The sequence below is a fragment of the Paenibacillus solani genome (genome assembly GCF_050475945.1).
Classification (GTDB): Bacteria; Bacillota; Bacilli; order Paenibacillales; family Paenibacillaceae; genus Paenibacillus_AQ; species Paenibacillus_AQ solani_A.
In genome coordinates this window covers 297,557-316,658 of record NZ_JBCMXJ010000015.1, presented here as the reverse complement: position 1 = coordinate 316,658, position 19,102 = coordinate 297,557, and the positions used below count along the sequence as shown (strand labels likewise).

Below are 19,102 nucleotides of genomic sequence, written 5' to 3'. Positions count from 1 at the left end.
CTTATACAGAAGTCAATATCATTACCTCTTAATCCTACCCCACAGGTTAAGCATTCGTCCAAGATACAAAGACTATAGCACTAATAGGTTTAGATTCTTAGGGTGTCATCTTCCTGATCAGAAATGACACGGTCGTTCCTTTACCCGGTGCGCTATCGATCTTGAGCCCTTGGCCATAGGCTTGTTTCAAGCGTCGATCCGTGTTCATAAGGCCGACATTTTTATTAGAGCGTTGTCCGCTTCCCAGAATCAAACGAAGTTTCTCAGGATCTGCTCCGACTCCATTATCCGAAATGGTGACCCTTACTGCTTCACCTTCATTTGTAATGCTAATGGTAACAGCTCCTCCTTCGGTACGTGCCAGGATCCCATGGACCACAGCATTCTCCACAATCGTCTGCATGGCAAGTGGTGGAATTCCCCACTGCTGGCGGGCAACTCGATCTGAAATATGCCAATGGACACGCAGTCGTTCACCAAATCGCTCTCCCTCGATATACAAATAGGAACGCACTAATTCAAGCTCCTGCTCGAGCGGGATAAATCGCTGCAAATTACTGACATCGTAGCTGGCTCTTAAATAATGACTAAACCGCTCCAGCAGCATAATCATCCGAGAAGAATCAATCTCGCTAAGTGAAGCGATTGAATTCAAGGTGTTGTGTAAGAAATGCGGCTGGATTTGAGCTTGGAGCCAAGCCGCCTCCATATGTAAACGTTCCTTAGTAGACCGCTTCAGTTCAAGCAAAGCTCGGACCCTTGTTTTTAACTCCAAATGATCCACTGGCTTTATCAAATAATCGTTCGCTCCTGCGTTGAACCCCATATGAATGTCCGCTGGCCGGTTTCTTGCCGTCAGCAGCAGAATCGGAAGCTCGGATAACATATACCTCTCCCGGACCTTCTGTGACAGCTCATACCCCGACATATGAGGCATCATTACGTCGGATATAATGACATCCCATTCCCCTTGATCAAGCTGATGCAGAACCTCCTCAGCCCGGGTTACTGCCATAATCTGATATCCCTCGCCTGACAGTAAATGATGAATGATCTCCAAATTTACAGGATCATCGTCCACGATTAGTAATTTACCAAGCGGTGGAGCGGTAGGCGCTGCCATCTCGGTATTATCATATTCATTCTTAGCATTGTATTCATATCGCGTCATACTATCCTCCGAAAATTCGGAAACGGTAGTAGCCGCAATCAGCTTCAGGGTATCGGACTTCGCCTGAATCATCATATCATCCACCTTCAGTGTGAAAGTAAACGAGCTTCCCTGTCCCGGCGTCGACGACACGGACATCTCTTCTCCATGCAGCTCTACAAGCTGCTTACAGATACTTAGTCCTAGCCCCAAACCGCCATCTGCCGAGGCAACATGGGAATCTCCATGCTCATAGGGGGAGAAGATTCGCCCTAATGTCCCCTCGTCCATCCCCATTCCTGTATCTCGAACATGTATATACCCCCTTCCATCAACAACATCGGCAGTCACCCAAACCTTGCCTGACTCCGTATACTTGATTGCATTATGAACCAAGTTGAATATGATCTGAATCAAACGATTCTCATCTGCTAACACCCGGGGAAACTCATCCGGAATCTCATTTACAAGCTCGATCTGCTTGCCTTTTGCCATCGGTCCAAGCAGTACCATCACGCTCTGGACCGTGGATTGAAGATGAATGCTCCCTACATTCAGACGGACCCTCTTTTCCTTCAATAACGATATATCCAGCAAATCATCCAGCAACAAGGACATTCGCCGTCCGATGCCCGTGATTAATTCAAGATGATTTCGGTCCTCTTGCTGCAATCTTTCTCCTTTACGATCCAATATGGTTTGTGCCATATTAATCATCCCGTGCAGAGGATTACGCAGCTCGTGGGACGTATTCGCCAGAAACTCGTCCTTCATTTTATCAGCCCGCAGTAACTGCTCGGCCTGCTCCTTCAATACAACGGTGTTTCGGGTAAAGCGGATAAACCAGAAGGAAGCAAAACCAAGAAATGCAATGATTAAGTCAAACGGATAGTAGGGCAGTTCCTTAAAAAATCGAAATTTTAAAACGCCACTAAGCATTATGTTGCAAGATACCGCGACAGCAGATAACAAGATAAATATGGCGGCTTCCTTTCGCTCACTTACCGCTTTCTTAGCCAATGAAGGTAGAAACAGCACCGCACTAATGAACACGACAGACAAGAATTTAGAGAGATGTACCATCACATAAACTGGCGAAAGCAAATAGATAACCGCATAGGAAATCACAAAAAACGTATAAGCCCGGTAGAAGCCTTCCCTAATTTGGGGCTGTAGTAAATGCTTGGTGCACAGAATCAAACATAATGATATAGCGACGTAGGATATTACTCGGATCTTCACCGCCCATTCGTAATTGATCATAGGCAGCCATTCTAGCAGCAGCTTATCATCATCTCCAAGCGTAGCTACAAGCGTTGATAGAATAAGGCAGGCAAAATAAAAAAGGCCCTTGTTCCGATAACCAATCAAATACAAGATGAGGACATACATTACATGAAGCAGCAGCACAATGCATACCAATAATTGCATGTTCTCCGAGAAGGCTTTTCCCTTCATAATCGCTTCGGCCGTACCAAAGTTAATCGGCAGCCGAATTCCGCCCGAATCGGGATATTGATAGTTGCTCACTTCCAGAGCGATATCCAGCTCATTACCGACAGCCGCAGGAAGAATCTCTACATGAGGAACAATCCTTGAGACATGACTCTCCGGGGAAGCGGATGGACGCCCTGATTCGTGTAATAAATCGCCATTTACATATAATCGATAAGCCGTCCGAATATCGGAGATCCACATGCCGTACGACACGTTCGTATCTGGCAAGCGTATCTTTAAGCGGTAGGTGCCATATCCGAATGAACTGCCATTTTCATTAACATTCTTCCAGGGACCCGGAACTTGAATGGCATCTAAACCGGGGTAGGATTGTCCCTCCTGCTCCTGGTTCACCCATTGATTAGGATAAAAGTTCCATTCTCCGTTTAAAGCCACCATCCTGCGGGAATCAGCCTGCCATTCTCGCAGATCCAATACTCCTTGCTGGATTGAGGCTTGCTCTGGTATTGTGATCATCTTAAACCATACAAAGCGCAGCGAAATGAGAATGATGATAAATAACAAAGTAATCACCAGCAATCTTCTGCCGGAGATTAGTTTCGATTTAGCATGGACGAGAGTCGACAATAACAACAGTCCTTTATATCATATTGGAATCATGAACTGCACGATCTAGATGCCCATTATTTTACATGAGCGTCGAACTGTTGTCTGTCCTTTTTTTATAGAATCCTATCCATAATCCTATGCTTACGCATATGCTGGCGAAGTCGCTAAAGTATTACCAGAGCGGTGCAGCGACTCATACGGATTTAATTCTGCGATAGATACGTTCTTAACCGTATAGTAAGCGTAGAATTTCCTTTTCCCGGAGGCTTCATATAACCAGGAGAAAAAGTCGAATATTGAATCGTCTACCCATTTTTCATCATATTTAATTAAGGAGCGCAAATAAGAAATTTGGAGCTTCACATCTCCTTCCCACATAAAAATAAATGTATTGATCTCGGTATTTTTTTTGAGTAAAAAATGGGCGGTATGTTTGTCCAACAAATACTTGTCCTCATTACAAAGAAATACCGGCCCTTCGTCCGTCGCGACGATGCCGATCCGCATGCCATTGAAGTGAAGATAGAAGCCCCTGCAATGCTGTTCGTCCCTCCCTGCATCTAGCTCCATTTCCTGAAATGTTCCAAGTTCGAGCCCCATGGCTTTATGCAGCGAAGATTCCTTAAATCTTCGAATGAATTTCATAATCGAAATATACCTCCCGATTCATCTGTTTCATTCTCAAGTATAGGGGGCCTTCCTCTACAATTTCTGAACAAGCCGGTAAAGCCGTCTACCCGGTCCTTATCATCACATAAAAAAGAGCATCGGATGAACATCCGATGCCAACATGCCCTATGGCCGAGCAGTTACATTATTCACGTTGTAGATTGAACTTCTGCACTCCATTCCTCGTACCATTTCTTGATAGAAGGACTTGGCTGCTCCCCCATCTCTTCCTGGAGCACTTGGGATAAGAGACTGTATTGGCGATGCACCTGACCAGGATTATCTTGTAAGTCGTATATTTTCATCAGCGAAAAATAGGACCTTTCCTCAAGCGGATGCAATCTTTGTATCGAGGAGTAGCAGAGCATGGCTTCGTCAAAGCGTTCCTGATCCGCGTACCACTCCGCCATAGAAAACGAAACGCTTAACCATAACTCTTTTAACCGCTGTCGTTCTCCTTCAGCCCACCAATAATCATATTCCTGCAGGTAGTCTCCCGTATACAGCTTAAGCATTTCCGTATGCCGATCCATTAAATCAGCCGTTATGGCAGTATTCGAAGTAAACCAATTCTCCCATTCCTCGGTGTCGAGCTCCACATCCTCCATATTCAGAACGTAGCCTTCCCGCGTATTGGTAATCTGGAACCGGGAGTTATACGGCTCTATTGTTTTTCGGATATGATAGATTGCGGTATAGAGCTGAGGATACGCCTTGTCCATATCAAATTCAGGCCACAACATATCGATCAACGCCGATTTACGAACGAGGTGCCCTCTGTGTTGGAGCAAATAAATGAATACCTCCTGAGCCCGGGTTGTCCGCCAATGAAGCATGGCGAATTGCCCTGGCTCATTCGGTTGCTCAATCATAACCTGACGAAACATCGTCATTCGGATCTTGCGATTGGGCTCGATGGTTACTTCCGGCTTGGATACAATGCGGCTTCGCAGTCGTTCCATCGTTTTGGCTAAACGGTCGAGCTGAACAGGCTTTACAATATAGTCTACGGCGTTCAGCTCAAACGCTGTCACCGCATATTCATGATATCCCGTCACAAAGACAATGCAGAGGTGGGGTTTCTGTTCCAGCAGCTGCTCTGCCAGCTCGATGCCGTTCAATTCAGGTAAACTGATATCTAAAAATACGATGTCCACATTCCTAGCGAGAATCTCGTTTCTTCCTTCAAAGGGATTCGTATATGTACCGATTACGTCGATCGACATGGTATTCAGTTTTAACAGCTGACGTTCTAAATACTTCAGAGCCAACGGTTCATCATCTACAAGAATTACCTTCATCATATAACTCCTTGGATTGGAAAAATACGGTCACCCTTAACTATATTGATTCACGTGCCTAGTTGCAACAATCAAAAGCCTATAGATAACAATATACTCCTGAATTTGTCCTTGAAAAACTCATAATTCCAAGTATAATACTTGGTATATATCTTTGGCAGTCTTTTTAAGGGGGCTTTCAGGTTGAAACATCGTGATACTGAACTGACATCATTGTCCCTCGATGATTATCTGGATATTCTCAATTTGGCTATTCATTTGGGAGATCAAGAATGGCAGGCAGACATCATTCGAACGCTGCATCATAGGACAGAACCGGGTTACCGTGAACCAGCCAAACCGGGGAAATGTACGGAACAGGAGCTGTGGCAATGTGTGGATCAGATCAATGATCGCATGCTTGCCCTGTACAAGGAACTGAAATCAACAAATGACCAAGAGACACAGCGGAAGCTGCTGGATCAGATGTGGGAACTTAAAATTGCGCGTGTTGAAGTCTTTCGAAAAATATGCTCGATCTATCAATAACAAACAAGATGCTGTCCTTGGGGGATAGCGTCTTATTTGTTTACCTTAGAATGTATCTGCAATTATATGAAACTATAGTTCCAGATAGTAGGATATAAACTCCTCATCTTTCACATACCCTTCTGATTCATACAGCCTCTGAGCTGCCAGATTATGATGCTGGGTGGAAAGATTCAGCCCCTTAGCTCCGGTTTGTATAGCGTTCATTCGGGCTTGATGAAGCAATTTCCTGCCGATGCTGCGCCCGCGATATTTGGCATCCACGTATAGATCATTCAATATCCACAGCTTGGACATCGATAGGGACGAGAGCGTAGGATATAATTGCAGAAAACCTACCGGGATCGAGAGTCCCTGTTTGTTCCAATCAGCTAGATAAATAACGGAATCCCGCTGGGTCAATCTCTCCTTGATATATTGCTCAGCCCCGAGCATATCATCTTCCCGCTCATAGAATTGCCGATACTGATTAAACAACGCAGCTGCCTTGCCCAGATCCTTGAGTTCCGCTAGATATACATGAACCTCTGCTTCCATATCACCACTCCCTTCTCCCTGCTGCTAGCAGCTTACCCAAGTGTACCGGATGAGAAGCAGGGAGACGAATGCAGAATGACATCAATAGTTTGCACTTATACATCAGCTATACAATCGAAGCACTATTGCCCTCGATGGTATTTCGCTCTGTACTCGTCCTCCAGCATGCTCATCATAATCGAGTCATAATAATGATGCTGGTAATACAAGGCGTCACGCTGAACCCCCTCGCGCTTAAAGCCAACCTTCTCGTATGCCTTGATTGCACGCTGGTTATAGTCAAACACCTGCAGCTCAATTCGATGAAGATTGAGGATTCCATAAGCATATTCCAGCAAAAGCCTCATGGCTTCCGGTCCATACCCCTTACCGAGATGCTCATCCGAACCAATAGCAATCCGCATATTTGCATTCCGATTAACGTAATCGATATCCTGCAGAGCAATGTCACCAATGAATTGGTCATCGTCCGATAAAGCGATCAACAGCATAATCGTATCTGGACTACCCGACTTTTCTTCAATATACCGCCTAACGCCATCGATTGTAAAAGCTTGCCGCGTTCCGGTCAGCCTTCGCATTTCCGGGTGAAACAGAATTTCATAATAGCCTGCAATATCCTCTTGATTGAAGGGGCGCAAGTAAAGCCGTTCGCCTTCCAGAAACCGGACTGGCTTCGTATTCCGTTGAGCAGAGTTCATTCGACATAACCTCCTGTATGCTGTGTAACACATTTTCCATTTACGATAACTAAGTTCCTTCAGGTGTTTCAGCACTTAAATTGCACGGCCTACAATGACCAGATCCCGCTTGATTCCATCCAGCTCCGCAACACCTGGGAGCAGTCCCCACTGCTCAAATCCAAACTTCTTCAGCAGCTTGAGACTCGGCTCATTATGGCCGAATATAAATCCGACCAGATTGTGAATGTGAAGCCTCGGACATTCCTCGATAGCTCTCTGAATCAAGAGGCTCCCGGCCCCAGTCCCGCGGTATTTTTCGTTTACATATACACTGATCTCAGCAGTGCCGTCATAAGCCGCTCGCCCATAAAAAGACTGAAAGCTCATCCAGGCAACTATCCCGTCTTCGGCCCGCATAACCCATAGAGGACGATGGTCGCTTTGATGTTCTTCAAACCAGCGTATACGGCTTTCAACCGTAACAGGTTCCAGATCGGCGGTTACTTTTCTGCTGGAAATCGTTGAATTATAAATGTCCACAATGGCCGGCAAATCCTCTTTGACGGCGTACTCAATATGATATTGATGCGTCACCACGCCATACCCCCAAATAGATGTCTATTCTTCTTTATGAGTTCTATTGTACAAGGGAGGAGAATAAAACGCTCCTATTTTTCTAAGATGATCTTCATGAATGAAGGAATTCTGCACATATTAGGAGCAGACTTTACTTACACGATTGAACGCGATACCCTTACATTGACGGGCTTAAGGCCGTCTTGGGTTAAAGAAAGGAATGAACAGAATGAATGAACGATTGCTAAGTCTGCTCCAATCCATGAAAGCTGAGAGCTGGGATCATGTACTTGTTACAGACCCTAAGCATGTTTATTATTTGACCGGGTTTGCGAGCGACCCGCATGAACGCTTTTTGGGACTGCTCCTCTCCACTGAGAATGATCCGGTCCTCATCGTACCTGCTTTGGATAGAGAAGCGGCTGAGGCTGCTTCAACGGTTAAGTATATTGTCACACATCAGGACACGGATAACCCTTACCTCTTGCTCCAGCAGCAAATTCAGGGCACGGCAGGTACGCTGGCCGTGGAGAAGGACCAGCTGTCGGTCACTCGTTATGAGCAGCTGCAGCAGCATGTAAAGGCAGAACGGGTCGAGGATGTAGGGAATGTGCTTCGTGGACTCCGAATTCAAAAATCCGCCGAGGAAGTAAGCATCATTAAGAATGCTGTTCGGCTGGTTGAAGATGTGTTGACTCAAGGGCTGGCCCAAGTCAAAGTCGGTGTTACTGAAATCGAGCTTGTCGCAGAGCTAGAGTATTTGATGAAAAAATTGGGCGCGGATTCTCCGTCCTTCGCCACCATGGTTTTATCCGGTCCCAACACCGCCCTGCCTCATGGTGTTCCTGGTACCCGCCGGATTGAAGCAGGGGATCTGCTCATGTTCGATCTTGGGGTATATGCGGGCGGTTATGCATCGGATATCACGCGTACGTTCGCCGTCGGCGAACTAAAGCCGGAAGCGGTCAACATCTATAAGACGGTTCTCGCTGCGAATCTGGCCGGCATTCAGGCTGTAAAGCCTGGCGTAACCTACGGGTCAATTGACCGGGCAGCACGTAAAGTGATTGATGATGCAGGATATGGCGCTGCGTTTGTACACCGCCTCGGACATGGTCTTGGGATGGATGTTCATGAATATCCGTCTGTCCATGGACTGAACGAGGAAACACTGCAGCCCGGAGCCGTGTTCACCATCGAACCGGGTATTTACCTCCCAGGCGTAGGCGGCGTGAGGATTGAGGATGATGTCCTCGTAACCGACGATGGCGTTGAAGTCCTGACCTCGTTCCCGAAAGAGCTGACCATCATCGGATAATTGAACCCACCATGATAAAAAGCCCGGGCCGTTTTCATAACTGAATCCGGGCTTTTGCTTTTTTCATCTATCTGATTAATGCTGTCATTGTACTGATTAAGAGATGGTAATTTGTAGTTATTTCATATGCAAAAAAGCCATCTTCCGGCAGTAATCATGCCTTCAAGATGGCTCTCTTGGTTTTGCTCCTTATGTCTGCACCATATCCAGTTCAATATGGTCGTCATTGAACACGTCTTTATCCACTTCATTCATGACTTTGCCGGTTATCACGCCAGCTGTCATGGAATCATTCACATTGAGGGCGGTCCGTCCCATATCGATCAATGGCTCGACAGAGATCAGTAGACCCGCCAAGGCAACTGGCAAGTTCATCGTGGACAGCACGATAAGCGATGCGAAGGTTGCTCCGCCTCCAACGCCCGCCACGCCGAAGGAGCTGATCATCACGACCACGATCAAAGTAAGGATGAATGACCAGGAGGTCGGGTCCACTCCCTCCACGGTCTGCGCGATCATAACCGCCAGCATGGCAGGATAGATCCCCGCGCAGCCGTTCTGTCCAATCGTGGCGCCAAACGTAGCCGAGAGGTTTGCGATGCCTTCCGAGACGCCCAGTTTCTTATTCTGTGTCTGCACGTTTAACGGAATGGTAGCCGCACTCGACCGGGATGTAAAGGCAAAGGTCAGCGTCGGGAATACCTTTTTCACGTATTTAATCGGGTTGAAACCGAATATGGCAAGCAGCACAAGATGGATAATGAACATCACAATCAAGGCCACGTAGGAAGCCAGAACGAAATCAATCAAATTCATGATGACCGCAAGGTCGGTTGTTGCAATCGTTTTGGCCATAAGCGCTAAGATCCCGTAAGGCGTCAGACGCAGCACCAGCGTGACGATACGCATAACGACGCCATAGACTGCATTAATCATGTTGCGGAATGTTTCCGCTTGTTCCTTGTTCTTCCTGTCCAAGCCGAGCACCGCAATCCCGACAAAAGCCGAGAATATGACGACCGCAATCGTTGACGTTCTACGTGCTCCAGTCATATCAGCGAACGGATTGCTCGGAATGAAATCGAGGATTTGCTGCGGCAAGGTGCGGTCCTGAACATCTCCCAGTCGCTCCTGCAGCAGAGCGCCTTGCTGTTCTTCGGCAGCGCCGCCTTGGATATTAACAGCGGATAAATCGAAAGCCAGTGCGGTTGTGATTCCGACCGCAGCAGCGATCGCCGTTGTAAGAAGCAGCACCGTGATGATGAGCCCGCTCATTTTGCCCAGATTACGGCCGCCCTTAAGCTTCATAATAGCTGATATGATCGACACCATGATAAGCGGAATGACCATCATTTGCAGGAGCCTGACGTACCCGTATCCAATCAGATTAAACCAATCGGTGGATTTCACCACTACTTCCGAGGTCGAAGTGTAGATGAGCTGAAGCGCCACGCCGAACAATACACCTAACCCCAGCCCGGCAAACACGCGTTTCGTAAACGAGTAATGCTTTTTCTGCATCCAGTACAGAATACCGACTAACAGAAAGAGAACAAGAACATTGATGATAACCCAAAGCGTTTCCATCCTCATAAATCCTCCTATTCTTCAAAAAAGGATATGCTGCCTCATCCTGATGTCAAAAGTGCGCTAATATGTAGTCATTTCCAATTAGCCGCCCACTCTAAACATTACATTACCCGTTTGACGTGTAATTCCTACCGGAACTGTTGTTTTTGTGTATATATATTATATGGATGGGATTAGTTGGTATATTCTATGTTTAAGGTATTAAACATTCGACAGGAGCAGAACCAGATAAATCAATATGACCGTTTCGATGAGCTCATTCAATGCGCCGTAAGTATCCCCCGTCAATCCGCCAAGCCTTCGGCTCATTCGGCCAGCCGTCAAACTTCCCGCCGCCCAGGCAATGAACGGTATTATCAGGCCACCCGCCCCTATCCACCAACTCTTGGGCGAGAAGTCTATGATCACATTCCAACCTAAAATGACCAGCGTTAACAAAAACGCCATTACACCTGCAAGCAATTTTTTACCGGCAGTCAGCCCGTGAAACAGAGCAGCAAGTCCCTCGCTCCCCCGCGCCATGGGAAAGCGATACATGGCATGAACCATAAACCAGCGGCTCCAGATTGGAGCAAGCATTAGGAGCATAACCTCATGTCTCCATGTTCCACCGGCTAATTCCCATACCGACATGATCAAGGAAGTCTTCAGGAGAAGCAGCACTATACAGGCAATAACGCCCATCGCTCCTACGCGGCTATCCTTCATGATCTCCAGCATCCGTTCGCGTGAACGATAGCTCAGCAGCGCATCAGCGCTGTCCATCCAGCCATCGAGGTGCAGCCCCCCCGTCAAGGCAACCCATACCACCAGCACGATGACTGCGGCTGGAAAGGAAGGCAGCACAAAGCTTAGGCCCAGTCCCAATCCTGCAACAATAAGACCTATAACCGCCCCCACCAATGGATAAAAAATGACGCTCCGCTGTTGAACTTCCGGAGTAAAAGGAACCTCCCTTCTAATCGGAAGTCTGGATAAAAATTGAAAAGCGGCCGCAGCCGCTTCGATCATCTTGCTCATATCAGATACTCCCTGCTCTTGATTTCCATCGGGATGCCCGCAGTCACCAGAAAGACCTCATCACAAACTTCGGCTAGCCTCTGGTTCATAATCCCTGCCCAGTCACGATATATTCGGCCCAAAGGATATTCCGGTACAATGCCTGAACCCACTTCGTTAGTCACCAGGATGATCAGGCCCGGATAGATTTGCACCGCCCTTGCCAATCTGCCGATTTGAAGTCTCAGCTGATCTTCCATGGCAGCCGTACCTTCAGGCTCAGCCTGCAGCAGCACATTCGAGAGCCATAGGGTAAGACAGTCCACAACCACCGCAGGGGCATTAGACTGAGATTCGCCAAGCGTATCCAACAATTCAGGCAGGGCTACAGGCTCCTCCACCGTCTCCCAAGCATAGGTCGAATCATGCCGACGGTCTTGATGAATACGGATCCGTTCCCGCATCTCATCGTCATAGGCTTGCGCTGTCGCCACATACATGCCGGAATCAGCCCGCTTCATGCACAGCTTCTCCGCGAATGAACTCTTCCCGCTTCTTGCACCCCCGGTTACCAGCACTCTTCCCTGTTGTTTCATACGGCTCCTCCACTGATTCCAGCACTCTCAAACGTTGCCATCTCACTCATAATTCTGCATGCTGCTTCTACTAAGTGCAGACACAGCACCCCGCCTGTCCCTTCCCCAAGACGCATATCCATTTGCAGCATCGGATGAAGACCCAGCTCCTCAAGCAGGAGTACATGAGCCTGCTCATGTGACACATGAGAAGCGATCATGTAGGACAAGGCTTCCGGGCAGATGGATTTGGCTACCAGGGCAGCTGCACTAGATATAAACCCATCAATCAAGACTGGACATCCGTGGGCAGCCGCGCCAAGAATCAGTCCAGCCAAACCGCCGATTTCATATCCTCCGACCTTGGCCAGCACATCGATTGGGTCTTCGGCTTGTGGCACATTGACTTGTATAGCCTGTTCGACAACATGAATCTTATGGCTCAGCCGCTCATCGGTTACGCCAGTCCCTCGACCTACGACCTCGGATGGCTGCTTGCCTGATAGTACCGAGAAAATAGCTGCACTAGGGGTCGTATTTCCGATCCCCATCTCTCCGGTCACGAACAATTGCGTACCTTGCGACACAAGCTCTGCCGCCACCTCTGCTCCTGTAACTAGGGATTGGAGCGCTTCTTGACGCGTCATGGCTGGACCTTTGACCATATTGGCTGTACCTCTGCTAATATTACGGGACAGGAGCTTCTCATGGTTCAGCTCAGTCGCTACGCCGATATCCACACAGTGAACGTCTGCTCCCGCTTGACGGGCGAGCACATTAACCGCAGCACCTCCATTCAGGAAGTTTATGACCATCTGAGGTGTCACTTCAGCCGGGAACGCGCTGATTCCTTCTTCGCAGACTCCATGGTCTCCAGCCATGACGACAACCGATTTTTTGGACAGCGCAGGTTTCATTTGCCCCGTAATTCCGGCTAACTGGACGGCGAGCGATTCCAGCTTGCCCAGGCTCCCCGGAGGCTTCGTCAATGTATCCAAATAAGCGGCTGTTTCAGCCTGTACTTTTGTATTCAACGGTTTAATGTCAGACGTGATGCGATGCAAAGTATCCATCATGTCATTGATGTTATTGGTCAATGAAACGATCCCCTTCCTCTTCTGCCTCCATCTTACATCCTGGCTCGATATGCGGCAATCCCCCTGCGTAGGATGCACGATTCGCCGTTAACAATACCTGCGGTGCTCCATTCTCGGGATGGGTCACAATGGAAGGCTCTACCCGAAAAATCCGGCGGATATAAGCGGCGGTCAGCACCTCCTCCGGCGTTCCAATCCCTGCGATCTTACCCTGGTCGAGCACCAGTAGCTTATCGCAGAATTGTGCTGCCAGATTCAGGTCATGCAGTACGCTGATCACCGTTATACCGGACGTGTTTCGCCACTCTGCCACCATATCCATGAACTGTAGCTGATAGCGGATATCCAGATAGGTTGTCGGTTCATCCAACATCAGCAGCGAAGGCTCCTGGACCATGATCTTGCCAAGAGCGACACGCTGACGCTGTCCGCCGCTTAACTCGGTAAGCCGCCGTTCCTCCAGACCGTTTAGATCCAGCTTTTTGATAATAGCTTCAATAAGCGGAGCCGCATCCTTCTCCTCGCGGCCCAGCCAATTCAGGAACGGGAACCGTCCCATCTCCAGAACTTCACGGACCGTAAAATCCGTGGGCTCCAGACCCTCCTGCTGAAGCACCGCTACGATTCGTGCCAATGCTTTGCGGCCATAACTCCCAAGCTCCCTGCCCAGGAGCGTGACGCTCCCTTCCGTAGGGCTCTCCACACCGGATAGCAGCTGCATGAGGGTGGATTTACCGCTTCCGTTCGGACCAATGATTCCCCACCATTCCCCTTCGCCAATATGAAGGTCCACTCCTGAGAGAATAGGCATTTTTCCATACGCTTTGCCAAGTCCGCGGGCTGTGATCATGATAACGCCTCCCTGCGCCGTTTTTTGTTCCGGTACAGCAGATACGCAAAGAACGGAGCACCGATAAACGCCGTAACTACCCCCAGCGGGATTTCCGTCGGAGCCAGCACGGACCTTGCCGCCGTATCGCACCAGACCATGAATATTGCTCCACCCAAAGCCGATAGCGGAACGATGACACGGTAATCGGAGCCGGTAATTAAGCGGATCATATGCGGCACAACCAGTCCCACGAACCCAATGACGCCGGAGACCGACACAGCCGCAGCGGCAAGCAGGGTTGCAACGATCAGCACACTGGTTTTCAGCCGATCCACATTCACTCCCATATGTGTGGCCTGCCGTTCACCGAGCGACAAAATATTAAGTGCCCGCGACCTGCTCCATAAGTATATAAAACCTGCGATAAAATACGGGAAAAGGATGGCCGTATACGACCATCCACGCATGCTCAGGCTCCCCATGGTCCAATAAAGGATCTGGTTTACCGTATCTTTGGACATTACAGTTAGAAACGAAACCACCGCGCCCAGAAACGACTGCATGACGACGCCCGACAGGATCAGCCCATGGATGGGCAGCTTTCCTTGATCCCTCGCCAGCAGAAGAACGACCCACAGGGTACCCGCCCCGGTGAGAAACGCTACAAGTGGTAACGTATACCCTCCGGCGAAGGAGTATTCCATTCCATAAAAAATAAGGGATGCCGCGCCAAGAGCAGCACCCGAGGATACACCAAGCGTGAACGGATCCGCCAGCGGATTTCGTAATACGCCCTGAAAAGCTGCCCCGGCAATCGCCAGGGAGGCTCCTACGAGCATCCCCAGCAATATGCGTGGCAATCTTACCTTCATTAAGATTTGCTCGGATGAAGCTTCCCAGTTCGGAACGATGGAATCGCCAATGCCCGGCAGCCGGTGCAGCAGCATCGCCCCAATCTCTCTCACAGGCAGGTGCACCGAACCGATTCCGAGACTGACAACCAAGGTTAACAGTAATAGGATCAGGCCGGCCGCACCGAATCCTGCAAGTTTTTTACTCATGGATTCATCAGTTCCGGATAAACGGCCTTCGCCACTTCAATCAGTCCTTGTGTCACACGGGGACCTGGACGGCTCAGCAGGTTGGCATCCACCGCAATCACCTGATCGTTCTTGATGGCTTCGATTTGATCCCAGCCGCCGCGCTCTTTAATCAATTGGTCCAAAGTTTTCTTGGTTGCTTCATCCACAACATCATCCGTATACAGAATGACATCCGGGTTCGCTGCAATTATATTTTCCTCGCTGATTTCAAACCAGCCTTCCGTATCTCCGGCTGCGTTGATACCACCGGCAAGATTAATGATCTCATCCATAAACTCGCCTTTACCGACGGTCCAGCCTGGAGAGAATTCAACATATACTTTCTTCTTATCTTCATCCTTCACGGATTTCACGGCTTCCGTCACACTGTCCAGTTCCTGCTTCATCTGGTCAACGACCGATTTAGCCTCCGCTTGGCGATCTGTAATCTGGCCAATTAATTCAATGTTCTCCATAACCGCATCGACGGTCTTCGGATCATTAACAAACAAGGTAACGCCAAGCTCACGCAATTTCTCGGCATTCTGTGCATTGATCGAAGCGGCAAATACAACATCCGCATCAGCTGCGATAATCGCCTCTTCATTTACTTGGTACCCGCCGAGTTTAGGCTTGGATTTAGCAGCTTCCGGATAATCATCATTATCGGATACGCCTACGATCTCATCATCCAATCCAAGTGCAAACAGTTTCTCCGTCTCAGACGGTGCGAGGGACGCGATTTTGGCCGGTGCTTGCTCAAACGTCATTTCAACACCAGTTGAATCGGTAACGGTTAATGGATACGTTGTTTTAAGATCTGCACTGGAATCGGCCGGTGCTTCGTTAGTCTGCGCTTCCTGTTGTGCCGGCGGTGTTGTTTCTTTCGGAGCTGTGTCTTTGTCCCCACAACCAGCCAAGGCCAGAGCCATCAGTATGGCTACCAGAAGTATGGACCATGTTTTGTTTAATGCTTTCATCTCTTTAAAATCCTCCTAGAACATAATTGAGAACCTGGCGCATTGTATCTAAATTCCTTCGACCGATCCTTACTTGGGAAGAAAACATCAATTGTCATATTCCAAAGAAGCAAAAATCCCTGATTCCTCAATTTAGAAGGACTCAGGGATTACGTTTTAATATAAGGTCATCTGGATGATCCATTCACAGATAGCGCCTTAAACTTCCGCCCACACATATTGTGCGGATCAGGCAAACGTAATCCTCTCCTCGAAGGACCGTCATTCATTTGTCGAGGGCAGGTCTCCTGACTTGCAGGCTGTAACGACTTCTCCGCCTTCCCAAGCGCTATCGCTCAGTGGCATATGGAGAAATCCCTGCTTCACAGTGGCGGGACCGTGCCGGACTTGCACCGGCTTCCCTATTAACCCGGCAGAAGACATACACCCTCTGTCCGGGACCCTCGCAAAACTTATGAATTTATGTATATTCGGCCAAGCATGGTTTCTCTGCCCAAGATTATAGGCGATAAACCCTTCGCTTACAACTGAAAGTTTCGTTTAATTCGAATGCATAATGATACCGAGTTATCCTGTTATCGTCCATTTTCGAACCGATATCATACAATTTCATTATTCGCTTAACCGTACGCCTTGCCACTGTTGTCCATCCCATGTCAACTGCAGCATGAGCGCCTCGCCTGGGGACACTGATGTCGCCCAGAATTCCGTATGTGGAAGGGTTGCTGCAACGATCTGCCGGATAACGCCACCATGCGTGACCACCAGCACTTCAGGCTCCGACCGCTGTGTGCCCAGACCATAACGAGCAGGCTTGGCATCTGTACCTGTGTCTGCGACAGCAACTGTGACTGCGACTGCATCCGTGCCTCCGGCTGTCTCTGTTTCTGTCTGCACAAGGGTATCCATATCCATCTCTTTAAGCAGCAGTCCCTTTAAATCCGAATACAATCCTGTCAAAAATGCCTGAACCCGAGAGCGGAATGCCTCCCAGCTCTCTCCATTCGGCGGCGTGACCTCGGCCGGATTATCAATCCAGCGGCGATAAGAGAGATCCGACTTCAAATCTTCATACGTGTTCCCTTCCCAATCTCCGAAATCGAGCTCGCGCAGCCGCGGATCATACTCAACACCAGGTATAAACCGCCCCAGAGCTTCATCCTCGGGAATAGCAGGCATTTTGGAGTCCGACAGGATAACGTTCAACGTTTGCCTGCATCGCAGGAGATCACTGCAATAGATTCGGGCAAACTCCTTGGCAAAATACCTCTCCCGCAAAGGGAGAAGCTGCTGTCTGCCTTCCATCAGAATTCCTTGATCCTCGTGACCGAGATAACGACGTTCTTCGTTCCACAATGTGCGACCATGACGGACCAGATGCAGGATAATCCTTATATCCATAACCTTCCTCCTGCTGCAGCAACAAGTCCAAGCACTACTGTCCCCAGTATTGTAAACAGTACCGAGACGCCCAGCAGCAGCCGGTTTGTCACCCGGATATCCTCCGCTTCAAGCGGACGTTCGGGGTCACCCATATATGCCCGGAATGACAGCACACCCTGATAGGAATTCTCGCCCCCCAGACGAATGCCTAAGGCACCGGCAACAGCCGATTCCGGGAAACCGCTGTTCGGACTGGGGTGCTTGCGTGCATCCCTTCTGACCATCTTGATCGCTTTTTTCCACTTCAGTGACAACATCGCAGCCACGATGGTCAACAGCCCTGCGGTCAAACGTGCCGGGATCCAGTTAGCGAGATCGTCCAGGCGGGCGGATGCCCAGCCGATATGTTGATATTTCTCGTTTTTATAACCGACCATGGAGTCGAGCGTATTCACGGCCCGGTAAGCCATCGCCAGCGGAGCACCACCAATCATGGCAAAAAACAGCGGAGCGATAACCGCATCCACGATATTCTCTGCCACCGTCTCCACCGTTCCCCGCACAATCTCCGGCTCATCCAGATGGCCGGTGTCTCTCCCGACCACCATGCTGAGCGCCTGTCTGGCCTCCGCGATGCGGCCTGCTCGCAGATGATTGTAGACCTCCAAGCCGGCTTCACGCAGACCCTTGATAGCAATCGTAGTCGCAATAAGCACGATCTCTACTCCCCAAGCAAGCCAGGGATGTATCGCTGCACACAGCTTCAGCAGCAGCCATGCCAGCACGAAGGAGCCGCCGACTACGATCACCGGCAGCAGAATGCCTGCCCGCTTCTGACCCTGGGCAGTCTTCGTCCAGTGGCGTATCCAGGCTTCAACTCGGCGAATGGCTTTCCCCATGCCAATAACAGGATGGGGGAGCCATCTCGGGTCCCCGATCAGCAAGTCCAGCAAGACCGCTGCCCACATGACCCACACGACGGTCATACCCGGTCCTCTCTTTCGGAGATGATGCTTTCCGTAACGCTCTCGTAAACAAGACGGCCAATCATGCCGCCAAGATCGGTCGCAGTACCGGCATAATGGTGGTTTACCCCATACGCTGTATTACCGCTGACTCCCAGAACTATGGCGTCTGTCGTCGTTCCGGTCGCAAGGGCCCCGGTTTCATGATCTAACACGTTCAAATCATGAAGCGCCGCCGCCTTTGCTTCTGTCGCCGTCAGAACAGCATTCAGCATACAGCCTGGTGTTAACATCCCATCGATCATCAATATGATATTGATTGTGCCCGGCTGGTAAGCAGCAAAGGTCGTGCGGCTGGACCCGGCACGGGCTGCATTGCCCACACCAGCGGTGGCGCAGCATAGAATAGAAGCTTGCTCACTTCGCTCTTCACGAATGGAAGTGTACTTCAGCTTCACTGCTGTCATTAATCCCGCTGAGGATTCACCCGGATAACCGTAAGCGGCCATAAAGTTAGTCATATCATTCACGGGGTCACTGCAATCGTAATGCTTGTCCACATATCGGTTCACGATATGGTCCAAATGAACAAATCCACCGCCATATATGGCGCTGCTTATGGACGCAGCCCGCCCGGGTAACGATATCCGGATATGAGGCTGTTCCAGCTCCGATTCCAGAGACACCACTGCTCCGGGCCACGCCATTGAATGATGCAGGCGATTCCTGCTGTTTAGAAAAGGTACTGCCATGTTCCTCTCTCCCTACTC

Annotated in this window: 18 protein-coding genes and 1 riboswitch; of the genes, 2 read left to right on the top strand and 16 right to left on the bottom strand. The window is 49.3% G+C overall.

Going from position 1 to position 19,102, the window contains the following annotated elements:
* Window positions 1–97: 97 nt before the first annotated feature.
* The 3 genes from ABEQ74_RS16410 to ABEQ74_RS16400 all read right to left on the bottom strand — a co-directional run bounded on the left by ABEQ74_RS16410 (window position 98) and on the right by ABEQ74_RS16400 (window position 5,187).
* Window positions 98–3,181: an ATP-binding protein gene (locus ABEQ74_RS16410; RefSeq protein ID WP_430123204.1), complete on the bottom strand. Its 3,084-nt coding sequence runs from the start codon at window positions 3,179–3,181 to the stop codon at window positions 98–100.
* Between the two features lie 177 nt (window positions 3,182–3,358).
* On the bottom strand, window positions 3,359–3,862 hold the full coding sequence (locus tag ABEQ74_RS16405; protein WP_430123203.1) for a hypothetical protein: 504 nt from the start codon (window positions 3,860–3,862) through the stop codon (window positions 3,359–3,361).
* Between the two features lie 173 nt (window positions 3,863–4,035).
* Window positions 4,036–5,187 (bottom strand): response regulator, encoded by a 1,152-nt coding sequence (locus ABEQ74_RS16400; protein WP_430123202.1) that lies wholly within the window; start codon window positions 5,185–5,187, stop codon window positions 4,036–4,038.
* A gap of 183 nt (window positions 5,188–5,370) precedes the next feature.
* On the opposite strand from ABEQ74_RS16400, the gene ABEQ74_RS16395 reads away from it, so the two are divergent.
* A complete protein-coding gene (locus tag ABEQ74_RS16395; RefSeq protein WP_430123201.1) occupies window positions 5,371–5,715 on the top strand; it encodes a hypothetical protein in 345 nt (114 codons plus the stop codon).
* A gap of 72 nt (window positions 5,716–5,787) precedes the next feature.
* Here ABEQ74_RS16395 and ABEQ74_RS16390 read toward each other — a convergent pair whose 3' ends face one another.
* The 3 genes from ABEQ74_RS16390 to ABEQ74_RS16380 form a co-directional block, all read right to left on the bottom strand.
* Window positions 5,788–6,252: a GNAT family N-acetyltransferase gene (locus ABEQ74_RS16390; protein ID WP_430123200.1), complete on the bottom strand. Its 465-nt coding sequence runs from the start codon at window positions 6,250–6,252 to the stop codon at window positions 5,788–5,790.
* A 122-nt stretch (window positions 6,253–6,374) separates the two neighbouring features.
* Complete coding sequence (locus tag ABEQ74_RS16385) at window positions 6,375–6,953, bottom strand: GNAT family N-acetyltransferase (RefSeq protein ID WP_430123199.1); 579 nt, start codon at window positions 6,951–6,953, stop codon at window positions 6,375–6,377.
* 75 nt (window positions 6,954–7,028) lie between these two features.
* Complete coding sequence (locus tag ABEQ74_RS16380; RefSeq protein ID WP_430123198.1) at window positions 7,029–7,529, bottom strand: N-acetyltransferase family protein; 501 nt, start codon at window positions 7,527–7,529, stop codon at window positions 7,029–7,031.
* Between the two features lie 211 nt (window positions 7,530–7,740).
* Between ABEQ74_RS16380 and ABEQ74_RS16375 the strand changes: the two genes are divergently transcribed.
* Window positions 7,741–8,829, top strand: a complete 1,089-nt coding sequence (locus ABEQ74_RS16375) for a M24 family metallopeptidase (protein WP_430123197.1) — start codon at window positions 7,741–7,743, stop codon at window positions 8,827–8,829.
* Window positions 8,830–9,018: 189 nt separating this feature from the next.
* On the opposite strand, the gene ABEQ74_RS16370 is transcribed toward ABEQ74_RS16375, so the two are convergent.
* The 10 genes from ABEQ74_RS16370 to ABEQ74_RS16325 all read right to left on the bottom strand — a co-directional run bounded on the left by ABEQ74_RS16370 (window position 9,019) and on the right by ABEQ74_RS16325 (window position 19,084).
* Complete coding sequence (locus ABEQ74_RS16370; protein WP_430123196.1) at window positions 9,019–10,416, bottom strand: L-cystine transporter; 1,398 nt, start codon at window positions 10,414–10,416, stop codon at window positions 9,019–9,021.
* A gap of 204 nt (window positions 10,417–10,620) precedes the next feature.
* Entirely contained in the window at window positions 10,621–11,439 is an 819-nt protein-coding gene (gene cobS, locus ABEQ74_RS16365) for an adenosylcobinamide-GDP ribazoletransferase (RefSeq protein WP_430123195.1), read from the bottom strand.
* Window positions 11,436–12,014, bottom strand: a complete 579-nt coding sequence (gene cobU, locus ABEQ74_RS16360; RefSeq protein ID WP_430123194.1) for a bifunctional adenosylcobinamide kinase/adenosylcobinamide-phosphate guanylyltransferase — start codon at window positions 12,012–12,014, stop codon at window positions 11,436–11,438. The genes cobS and cobU overlap by 4 nt, the downstream gene beginning before the upstream one ends.
* Window positions 12,011–13,069: a nicotinate-nucleotide--dimethylbenzimidazole phosphoribosyltransferase gene (gene cobT, locus ABEQ74_RS16355; protein ID WP_430123594.1), complete on the bottom strand. Its 1,059-nt coding sequence runs from the start codon at window positions 13,067–13,069 to the stop codon at window positions 12,011–12,013. The genes cobU and cobT overlap by 4 nt, the downstream gene beginning before the upstream one ends.
* Window positions 13,070–13,079: 10 nt before the next feature.
* Window positions 13,080–13,940: an ABC transporter ATP-binding protein gene (locus ABEQ74_RS16350; RefSeq protein WP_430123193.1), complete on the bottom strand. Its 861-nt coding sequence runs from the start codon at window positions 13,938–13,940 to the stop codon at window positions 13,080–13,082.
* Window positions 13,937–14,983, bottom strand: coding sequence for a FecCD family ABC transporter permease (locus ABEQ74_RS16345; protein WP_430123192.1), 1,047 nt, complete (start codon window positions 14,981–14,983; stop codon window positions 13,937–13,939). The genes ABEQ74_RS16350 and ABEQ74_RS16345 overlap by 4 nt, the downstream gene beginning before the upstream one ends.
* The gene (locus ABEQ74_RS16340) at window positions 14,980–15,984 is read right to left on the bottom strand and encodes a helical backbone metal receptor (RefSeq protein ID WP_430123191.1); all 1,005 of its coding nucleotides are present in this window, start codon (window positions 15,982–15,984) and stop codon (window positions 14,980–14,982) included. Before ABEQ74_RS16340 ends, ABEQ74_RS16345 begins: the two co-directional genes overlap by 4 nt.
* A 260-nt stretch (window positions 15,985–16,244) precedes the next feature.
* Window positions 16,245–16,444, bottom strand: a riboswitch (cobalamin riboswitch).
* A 152-nt stretch (window positions 16,445–16,596) separates the two neighbouring features.
* Window positions 16,597–17,385 carry a histidine phosphatase family protein gene (locus ABEQ74_RS16335; protein ID WP_430123190.1) on the bottom strand — a complete coding sequence of 263 codons (789 nt, stop codon included), beginning with the start codon at window positions 17,383–17,385 and terminating at the stop codon, window positions 16,597–16,599.
* A complete protein-coding gene (gene cbiB, locus ABEQ74_RS16330) occupies window positions 17,376–18,353 on the bottom strand; it encodes an adenosylcobinamide-phosphate synthase CbiB (protein WP_430123189.1) in 978 nt (325 codons plus the stop codon). Before cbiB ends, ABEQ74_RS16335 begins: the two co-directional genes overlap by 10 nt.
* Complete coding sequence (locus tag ABEQ74_RS16325) at window positions 18,350–19,084, bottom strand: adenosylcobinamide amidohydrolase (RefSeq protein ID WP_430123188.1); 735 nt, start codon at window positions 19,082–19,084, stop codon at window positions 18,350–18,352. Before ABEQ74_RS16325 ends, cbiB begins: the two co-directional genes overlap by 4 nt.
* Between the last annotated feature and the right edge of the window lie 18 nt (window positions 19,085–19,102).